Source organism: Micromonospora sp. NPDC005173, assembly GCF_040608515.1.
Classification (GTDB): Bacteria; Actinomycetota; Actinomycetes; order Mycobacteriales; family Micromonosporaceae; genus Micromonospora.
Genome location: NZ_JBEXIK010000004.1, coordinates 340549 through 353595, shown reverse-complemented (window position 1 = coordinate 353595; position 13047 = coordinate 340549). Strand labels below are relative to the sequence as shown.

General features: G+C 68.8%; 14 protein-coding genes. 6 read left to right on the top strand and 8 right to left on the bottom strand.

Annotated elements, in window-relative coordinates; all coding sequences use genetic code 11:
• Nucleotides 1-220: glutaredoxin domain-containing protein (locus ABZV00_RS08660; protein ID WP_355603109.1), on the top strand; the 220-nt coding region annotated here is incomplete at its 5' end.
• Between the two features lie 461 nt (nt 221-681).
• Entirely contained in the window at nt 682-1881 is a 1200-nt protein-coding gene (locus tag ABZV00_RS08655; protein WP_355603107.1) for a low temperature requirement protein A, read from the top strand.
• Nucleotides 1882-1932: 51 nt separating this feature from the next.
• Here the strand turns inward: ABZV00_RS08655 and ABZV00_RS08650 are convergent, their stop codons facing one another.
• From ABZV00_RS08650 to rox, 4 genes are all read right to left on the bottom strand, one after another.
• Nucleotides 1933-2592: a DUF2306 domain-containing protein gene (locus tag ABZV00_RS08650; protein ID WP_355603105.1), complete on the bottom strand. Its 660-nt coding sequence runs from the start codon at nt 2590-2592 to the stop codon at nt 1933-1935.
• Between the two features lie 208 nt (nt 2593-2800).
• Nucleotides 2801-3463, bottom strand: coding sequence for a response regulator transcription factor (locus tag ABZV00_RS08645; RefSeq protein ID WP_355603103.1), 663 nt, complete (start codon nt 3461-3463; stop codon nt 2801-2803).
• On the bottom strand, nt 3460-4599 hold the full coding sequence (locus ABZV00_RS08640; protein WP_355603101.1) for a sensor histidine kinase: 1140 nt from the start codon (nt 4597-4599) through the stop codon (nt 3460-3462). The genes ABZV00_RS08645 and ABZV00_RS08640 overlap by 4 nt, the downstream gene beginning before the upstream one ends.
• 386 nt (nt 4600-4985) lie before the next feature.
• Nucleotides 4986-6407, bottom strand: a complete 1422-nt coding sequence (gene rox / locus ABZV00_RS08635) for a rifampin monooxygenase (protein WP_355603131.1) — start codon at nt 6405-6407, stop codon at nt 4986-4988.
• Between the two features lie 228 nt (nt 6408-6635).
• Between rox and ABZV00_RS08630 the strand changes: the two genes are divergently transcribed.
• From ABZV00_RS08630 to ABZV00_RS08620, 3 genes are all read left to right on the top strand, one after another.
• Nucleotides 6636-6917, top strand: a complete 282-nt coding sequence (locus ABZV00_RS08630) for a hypothetical protein (RefSeq protein ID WP_355603100.1) — start codon at nt 6636-6638, stop codon at nt 6915-6917.
• 320 nt (nt 6918-7237) lie between these two features.
• Nucleotides 7238-8230 (top strand): IS481 family transposase, encoded by a 993-nt coding sequence (locus ABZV00_RS08625; protein ID WP_355603099.1) that lies wholly within the window; start codon nt 7238-7240, stop codon nt 8228-8230.
• A 121-nt stretch (nt 8231-8351) separates the two neighbouring features.
• Complete coding sequence (locus ABZV00_RS08620; RefSeq protein ID WP_355603129.1) at nt 8352-8831, top strand: Rieske (2Fe-2S) protein; 480 nt, start codon at nt 8352-8354, stop codon at nt 8829-8831.
• Between the two features lie 623 nt (nt 8832-9454).
• Here the strand turns inward: ABZV00_RS08620 and ABZV00_RS08615 are convergent.
• The 4 genes from ABZV00_RS08615 to ABZV00_RS08600 all read right to left on the bottom strand — a co-directional run bounded on the left by ABZV00_RS08615 (nt 9455) and on the right by ABZV00_RS08600 (nt 12211).
• Nucleotides 9455-10156, bottom strand: coding sequence for a TetR family transcriptional regulator (locus tag ABZV00_RS08615; protein WP_355603098.1), 702 nt, complete (start codon nt 10154-10156; stop codon nt 9455-9457).
• A gap of 67 nt (nt 10157-10223) precedes the next feature.
• On the bottom strand, nt 10224-11222 hold the full coding sequence (locus ABZV00_RS08610) for an LLM class flavin-dependent oxidoreductase (RefSeq protein ID WP_355603097.1): 999 nt from the start codon (nt 11220-11222) through the stop codon (nt 10224-10226).
• A 198-nt stretch (nt 11223-11420) separates the two neighbouring features.
• On the bottom strand, nt 11421-11591 hold the full coding sequence (locus ABZV00_RS08605) for a hypothetical protein (RefSeq protein ID WP_355603096.1): 171 nt from the start codon (nt 11589-11591) through the stop codon (nt 11421-11423).
• Entirely contained in the window at nt 11588-12211 is a 624-nt protein-coding gene (locus ABZV00_RS08600; protein ID WP_355603095.1) for an NAD(P)H-dependent oxidoreductase, read from the bottom strand. The genes ABZV00_RS08605 and ABZV00_RS08600 overlap by 4 nt, the downstream gene beginning before the upstream one ends.
• 122 nt (nt 12212-12333) lie before the next feature.
• On the opposite strand from ABZV00_RS08600, the gene ABZV00_RS08595 reads away from it, so the two are divergent.
• On the top strand, nt 12334-13020 hold the full coding sequence (locus ABZV00_RS08595; RefSeq protein WP_355603093.1) for a TetR/AcrR family transcriptional regulator: 687 nt from the start codon (nt 12334-12336) through the stop codon (nt 13018-13020).
• The last annotated feature ends 27 nt before the right edge of the window (nt 13021-13047 follow it).

Below are 13047 nucleotides of genomic sequence, written 5' to 3'. Positions count from 1 at the left end.
CTGGCGACCTGGCTGTCGCTACTGCCTCCAGCTTCGGTTCTCCCTTGGCCGGCTCGCCCGGCGGGCGCACTGGGTGGACATCTGGCGCGATCCGGTGGGTGCTGCGGCCGTCCGGGCGGTGGCCGGCGGCAACGAGACCGTGCCCACGGTCGTGCTCGGCGGTCAGGCTGTGGTGAACCCCGACCGGGCCTGGTTCCGCGAGCAGCTGCGCTCGTCCTGAGCACGCCCGTCAACCGGCGAGGGTCGATGGATGGCGCCGCCGTACCCGGAGCCGGACCACGACGGCTGTCTCGGGGCTCGGGTGGCGCGTCAGGCCGGGCGATCGCGGTGGTCGATTGGTCCGGCGTCGTGCGTGGCGGTTGCTGGGGGAGTTGACAGGTGGGCGGCGAGGGCAGCGGGTGCGGTGACCAGGCGCTGGGCGGGCAGGCCGGCCCGTGCTGTCACGTCCTGTAGTCGTTGCCTGCGGTGGGGTCAGCCCTGCGCGGAACGCGCATAGCACGTCGGTCAGCTGGCCGTTGCCTGAATGGGAGAGCACGACGCTGGGCGCGGCGGCAGCCGTCGTCGGCCGTCAGGCCCATCAGGCATCGGGACGGGCGTCTTATCCGTGGGCGGCGCGGCGCCGTGGTACGACTGCTTCAGCGACAAGCCGACGAAGCGGGCGGGCTGGTGACGACGAACAGGGTGGCCAATCTGCTGCGCAAGCGTGAGAGTCCGCAGCGGCCGACCTTCCTGGAACTGTTCTTCGATCTGGTGTACGTCTTCGCGCTCACCCGGATCGTGCACGAGCTGGTGCTGGACTACACCAGGGGTCACGTCGCCGAGACGTTGACCACTTCCCTTTCGGAAAACGGCGAGACTCTGCTGCTGCTCCTGGCCCTCTGGTGGATCTGGGCCCAGACGGCCTGGATGACCAGCAGATTCGACCCGTTCCAGCCGGCGATCCAGTTCGTCGTCCTCGCGACGATGCTCGGGAGCCTGTTCCTTGCGGTCGCGATATCCGGGGCTCTCGCCGAGACTGGCCTGCTCTTCGCGAGCACGTACGTCGTGATCCAGGTGGGCCGCACGCTCTTCTTCGTACTCACCGTGCGGGGTCACGATCTGCGCCGCGTCAACATGCTGGCGCTCGTCTGGTTCGGCGCGTCGGCCGTGCCGTGGATCACCGGAGCTTTCGCACCAGAGTTGACGCGCAATTCGCTGTGGACGCTGGCCCTGGCGATCGACTACGTGGGGGGCAGGCTCGGCTGGCCGGTTCCGTGGCTGGGTCGCTCGCAGGTGTCCCCGTGGGCCGTCGCGGGCGAGCACCTAGCCGAACGCTACTGGCAGCTCGTCATCGTCGCGCTTGGTGAGACGATCCTGACCTCCGGATCGAGTCTTCTACGCGGTCCGATCGTGGCTGAACGAACATCGGCCCTTGCATTGTCCTTCCTCACCACGGTGTTGCTGTGGCGGATCTACTTCTACCGAGCCGGCCAGATCTTGGGCGAGGCCATCGCGGCATCCGCCAATCCCGGCCGACTCGGTCGGTTGGCCGAGTTCTCCCACCTGCTCATGGTGTCCGGCATCCTCGTCACCTCAGCCGGTTCCGAACTCGTCCTCATAGATCCAACCGGACACGCCAAACCCGCCTGGGTCGGCGCCATCCTCGGCGGGCCCGCGCTCTACCTCGCCGGGCGCTCCGTATTCGAGCACGTGGCCTTCGCCCGCGTGTCCCGCCCACGGCCGATCGGGATCCTCGTCCTCGCGGCCTTAGCGCCGGTGATGGTCGGCCTGCCGCCACTCGGGGTCGCTGCAGCAGCTGCCGCCGTCCTGCTCGGCGTCGCCGTCTCGGACGCGATCCGCGCCCATGGACGCCCACTAGAGCAAGCCTCGCCACCACGCTGACGCGTGCCCGTTACCCCGCCAATCAGAGTCGATCTAGGGGCAACAGCGCGGTCACCGGGCAGCGGCACGCGGCTGACGAGCCGGTCGAGACTGCGTTGTGCGGACCGGACGCCGCAGGTACCACTCGGCCACGGCAAGGTTGATCAACCAACCGGCGAGCACCAGCCCGGCCCGAACGTTCCCGTCGGGCTGTTCTCCGGTCGCGACGAGGTACGGCGCGTGCGTGAACGCCTGGGTGCCGGCGCCGAGGCCGATCGCGTAACCGCGCACCATCCACCTGCGGTGCCGGGCGAAGTCCCGGCGTAGCGCGCTGGCGAGGCCGAGCATGATCGCGCCGGCCATGGCCGAGCCGAAGACGAGCCGCATGCCGGCGAGCACGTCGTTGTCATGGGCCGGCAGGTCGTACGCGAAGGTCATCCACAGGCCGGAGAGCGCGACCGTCAGTCCGCAGGGAACAAGCACCCGGCCGGCGAGGCGGTGCCAGCGGCGGCGGCGCAGACTGGGCACGAACTGGAAGGCGCCGAGAATCGTGTAGACCACCGCGCCGACGATGTGCAGCACCACCGGCAGCGGCTCGGCGACGAAGCGAGCGTTCGCTGGGGTGACCTCCGGTCCGGTGCCCAGCTCGGTAAGCCGTCCCGCACCAGCGACCATCGGTATCAGGCCCAGCAGGATCAACGCGGCCGGTAGCCGCCACTCGCGCATTGTCATGCCATCGATGGTGGACGCCGCACCCGCCCCTGCTCATCGGCACATGGGCCGCAATCGGACCGGCCCATGGTCGTACGCCGTCGTCGTACTTCCGCCGGTCACCGGTCGACGTCACTCGTCGCCAACCCCGGCGACGGGCGGGACGGTAACGCCGGCCGAACGGGTGCTGGAGGAATGGCGGTGGCCATCTCCTACCCGATCGGCTCCGTCACCAGCGCGCCCGTCTGCGGTTGTTCTCGAACGCCCACATCGCCACCTCGACCCGGTTACGCACACCGAGCTTGGTCATCAGGCTGGTGATGTGCGACTTGACCGTGCTCAACGTGATGTAGAGCTCGTCGGCGATCTCCTTGTTGGTGCGTCCCCGCGCGACGGCGACCAGCACCTGCTCCTCCCGGTCGGTGAGCGCCTCGATTGGCTGCTTCCGCGGAGCGGCTGGACCCGCGTCGGCGAACGCCTTCAGCAGCCGCGTGGTGACGCTCGGCGCGATCAGCGCGTCCCCGTTGGCGGCCGCGTGCACGGCCTGGCTGAGCAGGTCGGGACCAGCCTCCTTGAGCAGGAAGCCGCGGGCACCGGCACGCAGTGCCGCGTACACGTACTCGTCGAGGTCGAAGGTCGTGATGACGACCACCGCGAGCGGATCCGGGACCGATGGCCCGGCGAGCGCCCGGGTGGCCTCGATGCCGTCCATGCCTGGCATGCGAATGTCGAAGAGACACACGTCGGGGCGGAGCCGCTGGGCGAGCTCGACCGCCTGACGGCCGTCGCCAGCCCCACCGACGACCTCGATGCCGGGCTGAGTGTTCAAGATGATGGTGAGGCCAGTGCGGACGATCTCCTGGTCGTCCGCCACGAGCACGCGTACCGTCACGCGCCGACCCCCTCGCGCGGGAGCACGGCCGTGACGGTCCACCCACGGTCCGGATTGGGGCCGGCCTCGCAGGTGCCGCCGAGCAAGTCGGCGCGCTCCATCATGCCCACCAGGCCGAAACCGGGCGAGCCGGTCGGGCGGGCGGCGCCGGTCTCGCCATCGTCGCTGACCCGCAGGCGCACGGAGGTGTCATCGGCCGCGACGCTGACCTCAATGCGGGTGGCATGGCGGGCGTGGCGACGGGCATTGGTGACCGACTCCTGAGCCAGGCGGTAGAGCGCGGAGCCGACCGTGGGCGGAAGGTCGCCGAGGTCGCCGCGGAGATCCACGTCGACGGCCGGCCCGGTGCGGAAGCGGCCGGCGAGCCGCTCGATGTCGGCGACCCGCGGGCTGGGCCACAGGTCGGCGGGCTGGTTGCGGCGCAGGACGCGGACCATCGCACGCATCTCGGCAAGCGCACGGGACGCCTCGGCCTCGATTGCGCGGAGCGCCTCGACGGCGGCGCCCGGCTGGCTCGCCGAGGCGGCGATGCCGGCCTGGGCGCGGATCGCCATCGCCGACACGTGGTGGGCCACCGTGTCGTGCAGGTCACGGGCGAGCCGCTCGCGCTCCAACAACTTCACCTGATCGAGCTCGCGCAGCCGGGCGGCGGCGCGGAAGCGGATCGCGGTACCCAGCGTGGCGGCGGCGAACATCACCGCGAAGCCGGCGACCAATTCACCGCCGTTGATCGAGCCGGCCAGGCCGGCGGCGGCCACCTTGGCCACCACGAAGAACGAACCGATTACGGCATCCCGGCCGGAACCCCAGCGGAACAGCGCGCAAACCAGTAAGACCAAGAAGCTCGCCGTGAACATCTGGCAGGCATCGCCGGGCAGCACGAATGGGCCGACCGTCGTGGAGCCGAACGCGATCGCCACCATCGCGAGCGGCTCCGTACGCCGCCACAGGAGCGTGGGCAGCAGCGCGAGTGCGACGACGACGCAGCCCACCCGCCACGGCAGATCGGGCCTGAAGATCCCTTCCAACACGATCGCCGGCGCGAAGACCGCGATCAACGCCCAGTCGCGCCACACACGGGACGGGGCATGTGAGACACGCGGCTCGGCCAACACAGCGTGCAGGCGAGGGTGCATAGGCCCATCGTACGAACGGTGGTGCGACTCCAGATCGTCCCAAAGTACGACCGATGGCTACCCCGCTCGGGCGGCCTGGTTGCTGTTCGAGGTAGCCGACGGCGCTCTCATCGAGGATCGTGGGCGCCCAGCGCTCGCCGGAACCCTCGTCGAAACCTGGACAGCACGACCGGCCACCGCCCGCCGGCACGGCCACTTTCTGCCAAGCCAGCGGGCGGTGGATGTCCGACGAGAACGCCGACCACCCCCAGCTCCTGGACGACAGCGCCACAGGTTCGCTCGCTATCTCGCCACGTATATGCGGGATGACCACGCGAACCAGTCCCTGTCATGGTCTCGACCCGAGACAGGCGTGTTCGCATTCATTCTCGGTTGCTCAGGCGAAATTAGTTCGCGGGCTTGCCGAACCAGCGGGATAGGTGGTTGTCCAGGTCCTGCTGATCGTCGCCGACCCAGGCGACGTGGCCGTCGGGGCGCAGCAGGACGCACGGAACATCCAGTACCGCAGTGGGATCCCCGAGGTAATCGACCCGGTCTGACCAGCCGCCGACGGTCAGGCGTTCGGTGCGGTCCAGCAGCAGGCCGCGGCCGCGATGCAGCAGGCCGTAGAGGTGGCCCTGTTTCACGTCGAGGTCGCGCAGGCGGCGGCCGAGCAGGTCTGGGCCTTCGCCGAAGTCGTAGCGGATGTTGATCGCGGTGATCTTCTCGATCAGATAGCGGTTCACCTCGTCGAAGTCCATCAGTTCGGTGAGCAGCCTGCGCACAGCCTGCGGGCCCGGTTCGGTGGACGACAGTTCCATCTGGGCGCGGGTGTTGTCCAGCACGTCCTCGGCAACCGGATGACGTTCGGCCTGGTAGGTGTCCAGCAGTGTTTCCGGCGCCCAGCCGCGGATCTGTGCGGCCAATTTCCAGCCGAGGTTGAACGCGTCCTGAACGCCCAGATTGAGGCCCTGTCCGCCGGCGGGTGGATGGATGTGTGCCGCATCGCCGGCCAGCAGCACCCGCCCGACCCGATAACGTTCGGCTAGCCGTGTGGCATCCCCGAAGCGGGACAACCAGCGCGGTGAGTGCACGCCGAAATCGGTGCCGGCGATGGTGCGCAACTGTTGTCTGAAATCCTCGAGGGTGGGCGGTTCCGCGCGATCGCTGACTCCCGCGGCGGGGACTACGACGCGATAGACCCCTCCGCCGAAGGACCCGAGGCTGAATACCTTATTGGTCTCGCGGATTTCGGTCACCTTGGCGGCGATCTCCTCCTGCGGCACACCCACTTCCATCTCGCCCATCAGCGTCTCGGTCCGCGAGGGCTCGCCGGGGAAGTCGACGCCGAGCAGTTTGCGCACCGTACTGCGCCCGCCGTCACAGCCGACGAGATAGCGCGAACGCAGTTGTTCCCCGTCGGCCAGCTCGACGGTCACACCGTCGTCGTCCTGCTCGAAACCGGCCACCGCACAACCGCGCCGGACCTGCGCACCCAGCTCGATCGCATGTTCTTCGAGCAGGTGAACGATGACCGGCTGCGGGATGCCGAGCAGATAGGCGTGCGCGGAATCCAGGTCGGGCGCGGGTTTGTTGATGGCGGCGAAGAAGCCGCCGGCCGGACGCTGTCTCCCGTGTTCGAGAATACGATCCAGCAGTCCGCGCATTGCCATCAGCTCGATACTGCGAATATGCATACCGACTATGCGGACGAACGACACGGGCTCGGTTTCCTTCTCCAGGACGAGAACCCGTACATCGTGCAGCCGCAGTTCGGCGGCCAGCATCGCACCGGCCGGCCCGCACCCGGCAATGATCACGTCGAAGATGAGGGGCGCACGATCGGTGCCGGAGGCCGGCGATGGGAGTCCGGGGACGTCGCCCACAGTGGAGTCGCGCTCGACCACATCGTTCGACGACGGCTCGGCGGTGAACTGCAGAGAGTGCATACGTGTTGCCTTTCGGGAGTGCCTTGTTGGCGAGGCGCTCCCGGCGACACCTACGTCAATCGCCCGGCCGTGACGGGAAGGGGGAGCACCCACATCGATACAACGTTCATGGGTCTCACCTCCTCGGGCGGTGTCACGGTCAGTTGCAAGCTACAAGCCCGAGCATCATCCCGTCCACTCCTTTCCCAGCCGCATGATTACGACTCCAAACAGGCCCGTGCGGCGGCGATGCTGCTGGTCAGGGTGACGCCCAACGAGGTGGTCACGGATGCCGCGCCGGTCTACCCCGGCGTGCTGGATGAGCTGATCCCGCAGGCGTGGCACTGCGTCGAGCAACCGGATCCAACTCCCTCGACGGAACTCGCCATCTACGCCGACGCCGTCCGCTGACCGCCAAACAACCCCACGCAACGGCAAGGATCAGCGGCGCCGACCCGCTGCCGGCAACGTACTTCGGGCCAGGTGGTGAGGGCGGCTCGGGTGGGCGTCCTCGGGCACGGGCTGCGTCGGAGATGCGGATTCCGGCCAGGACGAGGGCAGGTGCCATGGCGACCAGCACGACAAGGGGAACTGGCTGAACGGCGTTGGGGCTAGTCCTGGGCTAGCTGTACTGACCACAGACGTTGGTGACGGGTAGATCTTGAAATAGGTGAGGGCCTTCGGGTTCGGTGTGGATTGCGACGTCCTACCCCGAACCTGCGGAGGCCCTCATGCCCCACCGTAATGCACCGTTGTCCGAGACGGGCAGGCTGCGCCTGGCCCGCTGCGTGGTCGAGGAACGGTGGCCACTACGCCGGGCCGCGGAACGTTTCCAGGTCTCACCCACCACCGCGAAACGCTGGGCCGATCGATATCGCACCGACGGGCCGGCGGGTATGACCGACCGTTCCTCACGCCCGCACCACAGCCCGGCCCGGACCTCGCAACGCACCGAACGGCGTGTCGTCAAGGTCCGGACCCTGCGTCGGTGGGGTCCGGCCCGCATCGCGTTCCTGCTCGGGCTGAACCCGGCCACCGTGCACCGGGTCCTGACCCGCTACCGCCTCGCCCGGCTCACCCACCTCGACCGGGCCACCGGCCGGGTGATCCGCCGCTACGAGCACGAACACCCCGGTGACCTGGTGCACGTCGACATCAAGAAACTGGGCAACATCCCTGACGGCGGCGGCCACCGCGTGCTCGGACGCCATGCCGGCACCCGCAACCGCTCGGCCATGCCCGGCGTCACCCGCGTGCGACGCGGCGAGCCCCGGCTCGGCTACCACTACCTGCACAACGCCGTGGACGACCACTCCCGCCTGGCCTATACCGAAATCCTGCCCGACGAGACCAAGGAAACCGCCACCGCCTTCTGGTCACGCGCCCACACCTGGTTCACCGCCCAGGGCATCACCGTCACACGAGTGCTGACCGACAACGGCTCCTGTTACCGATCCCAGCTCTGGCGCGACACCCTCACCACAGCCGGGATCAGCCACAAACGCACGCGGCCCTACCGGCCCCAGACCAACGGGAAAGTCGAACGCTACAACCGCACCATGCTCGATGAATGGGCCTACGCACGCCCCTACCGCACCGAAACCGAACGCCGCGAAGCCCTGCCCGCCTGGCTGCACACCTACAATCACCACCGCGGACACACCGCACTCGGCGGCCTACCACCCACCAGCCGCGTCCCCAACCTCTCGGGTCAGTACAGCTAGCCGGCCCACCGGACCGGGCCAAAATCCCCGCAAACCGGGTGAACCGTCTGACAGAGTGGTCTCTGTGCGCAGGAACATGACCGCGAATCATGACGGGCGCGGCGGCAGAGTGGGGCGAGGTATGAGCGATGATCAGGTGCTCACCGGGCCGGGTACGCAGAGCCGTCGGGCGCTGCTCACTGGTGTCGGCGCGGTCGGCGCGGCGGCGGTTCTGGCCGCCTGCGGCGGCGACGACTCTGGCGACGGGGCCGGAGCCCCCACCACCGCCGTTAGCCCCACCGCCACGAGCACCGGCGGCGGCGGTCCGGCTGCCGGCCAGCCTTTGGCCAAGACCACCGACATCCCGGTCGGTGGCGGCAAGATCTTCGCCAAGGAAGGCGTCGTGGTCACGCAGCCGAAGCCGGGCGAATTCAAGGGCTTCAGTTCGATCTGCACCCACCAGAACTGCACGGTTTCGCGTGTCGAGGGCGGCACGATCGACTGTCTCTGCCACGGGAGCAGGTTCTCCATCGTCGACGGCTCGGTCAAGGCGCCCCCGGCCACGCGGCCGCTCCCGCCCAGGACGATCAAGCTCACCGGCGACCAGATTTCCCTGGACTGACCCGCGCTGCACATCTCGGCCCTGGACTTCCCGGCGCTGTAGTGGCCCGCCGCGACGGGTGTGCGCGCGATACCCCGAGACGGGGCGCCCGTTGCACCCTCTTGCGGCGGTGTCCACCTTGGCCCGGAAGTGGCTGACTGCCGACCGCAATGACATTCGGCCGCGCCGCTCGGTCACCCACAGCCGGGTGCCTGCCAGGGGAGAACAGGGGACGGACCTCATCGGCGTACGCGTCGATGACCTCGACCACCCAGTCCATCTCCGGCACCGTCAGCACGGTGCGGCGCTTGGGCGGGCCGCCCCGCGATGCTTTGCCGTAACGCACGAACAAGGCTCCGACGCGGCCCCCGTTTTCGGATTTCTTCCGCCACGAACAGGGCCTGGACCTCGTCGTAGGTCAGCGGCCGTCCCTCGAAGTCGCTGACGTGGGCGGTGTTCCACTCATGCAGGATCTTCGCCGGGGCCCGGCCGAACCGCTCAGGCAGCCGCCCAGCCGCCGGCTGCCACTGCCACGGGGGCCGGTTGGTGAAACTCGCGAACCGCCGCACCAGGCTGAGTCGCGGCGTGATCGTGACAGGCGTCCATCTTTGAATGGTTGCTGCTGCTCGACCGCTGGCGAAGCGTCAGCGCGGCGCGGGTGGGGGGCGTAGGCCGTCGAGGGCGACGCCGAGCACCCGCTCGCGCTGGTCCGGCTCGGGGAATCGGGCCATTGTGAGGCCGCTGACCAGCCGGACCACGTCGTCAAAGCTGATGTCGTCGCGGACCACCCCGGCCGCCTGGGCGCGGCGCATCATCGGCTCGCCCGCGGTGTAGATCTCCGTCCGACATGCACGGAACACCTCGGAGTCGTGCAGCAGCTCTTCAACCAGCGCCCGCTTCGTGGCGGCATATCCGACGAAACTTTGCAACCAGGCGACGAGGGCATCCCACGGGGGCAGGTCGGCGAGGTCGGCGGCGGATCGGCTGAGCGCTCGGACCTCCTCGACGTAGACGGCCTCGAACAGGTTCCGTCGATTTGGGAAGTTCCGGTAGAGGGTGCCGATGCCTACGCCGGCGCGCCGGGCCACCTCCTCCAGCGAGGCCGACGCTCCGTTCTCCGCGAACGCCTCGCGGGCCGCCGCGATCAGCGACTCGTAGTTGCGCCGGGCGTCGGCCCGTTTGGGCCGCCGTGCGAACACCTCGGGCAGGTGCCCTCCGCCGGTCATGCCGTGCGTCACCGGCGCGAACTGGCGGCACGGCCCGCACCACGCGGCCCAAAAGTCCACCAGCACGATGCCGTGGCCCTGCCGTCTCGGTGAAGTCCTGCTTGGTGTCACGGTGCCCATCTATGGTTGCCCCTTCAATCAGATTGTGGCGGACTCACCTCGGCCTCGCCCGCGGCCGGCCGTTGGGTCAGGCGGTGGCCGCCTGCTTGGCGATCAGCTCGAACGAGCGGATCCGGTCCTCGATGTCGTAGACCTGGGTGGTCAGCATCAGCTCGTCCGCACCCGTGCGCTCGCGCAGCTCGGCGAGCTGGCGGGCCACGGTCTCCGGGGAGCCGAGCGCCTGCCCCTCGAACCGCGACCGTGCCAGCTCCAGCTCCTGCGGCGTGTACGGGTACCGGGCCGCCTCCTCGGGGCTGGCCAGCAGCTGCGCCTGGCCGGTGTGCATGCGCAGGAAGGACAGCATGGCCGGGCCGGCCAGGTACTCCGCGCGCTCGTCGGTATCCGCGCAGATCGCGTTGACCGAGACCATCGCGTGCGGCTTGTCGAGGTACTCCGACGGGCGGAAGTGCTGCCGGTACAGGGCCAGTGCCGGCAGGGTGTTGGCGGAGCTGAAGTGGTGCGCGAAGCTGAACGGCAGGCCCAGCGTGCCGGCCAGCTGCGCGCTGAACCCGCCCGATCCGAGCAACCAGATCTTCGGCATGTTGCCCAGCGCAGGGATCGCGGTGATCCGCATCCGAGGCTCGCGCCTAATGAAGTACCCGATGAGATCGTCAAACTCCTGCGGGAACGCCTCGGCGGACATGCCCTTCGTCGTCCGGCGCAGGGCCAGCGCGGTGACCTGGTCGGTGCCGGACGTCCGGCCGATGCCCAGGTCGACCCGGCCCGGGTGCAGCGCCTCCAGGGTGCCGAACTGCTCGGCCACCGCCAGCGGGGCATGGTTGGGCAGCTGCACGCCGCCCGAGCCGACCCGGATCGTCGAGGTCGACGCCGCCAAATGCGCGATCAGCACAGCCGGGGACGAACTGGCGACCCACGGCGTGTTGTGGTGCTCGGCCACCCAGAACCGCCGGTAACCCAGCTCTTCGGCGCGGACCGCGAGCGCCGTGGTGTACCGGAGGGCCTCGGCGGAGGATCCGGTGGCGTCGACCGGAGCGACATCGAGGACAGAGAGAGGTACGTCGATCACAAGATCATTCCTTTGGTTGTGGGTTGTCGTGTGGCGGGATGGTCTAAACCGGACTCCGGCCTGGTGGCTAGCGGCGGAGCCGCCGGTGAACAGGGCCAACGCGGTGAGGTAGGTGCGCTCGGCGCCGACGCGGCTCATGGCCCAGGCAGCCAGCGGGATCACGGCGCAAAGAGCGAGCGTGTAGCCGGTGGCGACCCGCTACACGGCGGCGAGTGGCGCGTCGAACACCATCGCCAGCGGATGGAGAGCGACGTTGGCGATGGTCACGTCGAGCACGGCCATGATCGAGCCGATGATGACGACCACGAAGGTACGGGCGAGAGTGGCGGCGGATCCGGCGGTTCGTGCCGGTCCGGTGACGGTGCTCATCCCTTGTCACATGCCGTACGCTCGGCGCGAGCGGTGCGCAGCGCGCGGCCCCACCACAAAAGCTGGTCGACCATGTTCTTGGCGGCGCTCTCGAGGACCGCCGGGTCGAGCGGTCTGCCGTCCTCGCCCAACCCGGACCAGGGCCCGTGCAGGCTGACGGAGTCGCGCACAGTCATGGCGTGCAGTTCGGCGAAGACCTGACGAAGCTGCTCGACGGCGCGTAGCCCGCCGCTCACCCCGCCGTAGGAGACGAAGCCGATCGGCTTGGCCTGCCACTGGGTGTAGTGCCAGTCGATCAGGTTCTTCAACGAGGCCGGGAAGCTGTGGTTGTACTCGGGCGTGACGAGGACGAACGCCTCGGCGGCGGCCAGCCGTGGGCTGACGTCGGCGAGAACGGCCTGAGTCCCCGGCGCGGGGGTGGGAAGGCCGTCCCACCCGGGCATGGACACGGGAAGATCCAGGCTGGCGACATCGACAACGTCCAGATCGATGTCGGGGCGGTGGCCCACATGGCCGGTGAACCACTCGGCGATCGACAGGCCGGCGCCGCCGCCACGAGCACTTCCGATGATGACGGCGACCCGGAGCGCGCGGTCGTTCGAAGGTGCGAAGTCAGACATCGCGGTCTCCCCTCTTGTTTCATTGCCACGATTCGCTGCACGTCAGGTAGCATACAACGGTCACTGCAAAAGCTACAACGACCGTTGTAATCTGCCTTGATCGACATGTGGAAGATGGAGCGATGACCGGCACGGGCTCAGAGGACAAGACAAGGACGGTCCAGCCGCGGCGGGGCCGGGTGGACAAGGCGACAGCAATCGTGCAGGCCGCGTGCGAGGTCTTCGGACGGGACGGCTACTCCCGGGCCAGCATCGACACGATCGCCGCCGAGGCCAGCGCCTCGACTCGCACCATCTACAACCACTTCCCGGGTGGGAAGGAGGAGTTGTTCCGCTCCATCATGCGGTTGAGCGCAGAGCGGGTCAGGGACGAGCAGCTCGCGCAGCTGCGGAGGTACCTGGACCCGGAGCGTCCGCCGCATCCTGACGACCTTGAACGTGACCTGCTCGCTCTGGCCCGCGCCTGGGTCGGCCTGATAACGGACTTCCGCTACCACTTCTCGCTGGTGCGGCACATCTACGCGGAAGCCGGGCACATCCCGGCCGAGGTCTTGAATACCTGGCAGGAGGCCGGACCGCGCGTGGTGGACCGCGAGGTGGCGTCTGCCATGGCCGCGTTGGGCGATCGTGGCCTGATCGACGTCCACGGCAGCCCGGCCCAGGCCGCCGCCCATTTCATGGCGTTGATCTCAACCGAGATCACGGAACGGTCCTACTGGGGGGTCAGCCCGCTCCCCCCGGAGGAAGCCGACCGGCTGATCGCCGCCGGAGTACGCGCGTTCCTGCGGGCGTACGGCTCTACAGGCTGAGTTGGAGCCGTCCTCAAACCCGAACCC

Bases quoted from the DNA above. Each gene is read 5' to 3' on its own strand.
- ABZV00_RS08650 (WP_355603105.1), bottom strand. From the start codon at position 2,592: ATGACAATGCGCGAGTGGCGGCTACCGGCCGCGTTGATCCTGCTGGGC.
- ABZV00_RS08640 (WP_355603101.1), bottom strand. From the start codon at position 4,599: ATGCACCCTCGCCTGCACGCTGTGTTGGCCGAGCCGCGTGTCTCACAT.
- ABZV00_RS08630 (WP_355603100.1), top strand. From the start codon at position 6,636: ATGGGTCTCACCTCCTCGGGCGGTGTCACGGTCAGTTGCAAGCTACAA.
- ABZV00_RS08625 (WP_355603099.1), top strand. From the start codon at position 7,238: ATGCCCCACCGTAATGCACCGTTGTCCGAGACGGGCAGGCTGCGCCTG.
- ABZV00_RS08620 (WP_355603129.1), top strand. From the start codon at position 8,352: ATGAGCGATGATCAGGTGCTCACCGGGCCGGGTACGCAGAGCCGTCGG.
- ABZV00_RS08615 (WP_355603098.1), bottom strand. From the start codon at position 10,156: ATGGGCACCGTGACACCAAGCAGGACTTCACCGAGACGGCAGGGCCAC.
- ABZV00_RS08605 (WP_355603096.1), bottom strand. From the start codon at position 11,591: ATGAGCACCGTCACCGGACCGGCACGAACCGCCGGATCCGCCGCCACT.
- ABZV00_RS08600 (WP_355603095.1), bottom strand. From the start codon at position 12,211: ATGTCTGACTTCGCACCTTCGAACGACCGCGCGCTCCGGGTCGCCGTC.
- ABZV00_RS08595 (WP_355603093.1), top strand. From the start codon at position 12,334: ATGACCGGCACGGGCTCAGAGGACAAGACAAGGACGGTCCAGCCGCGG.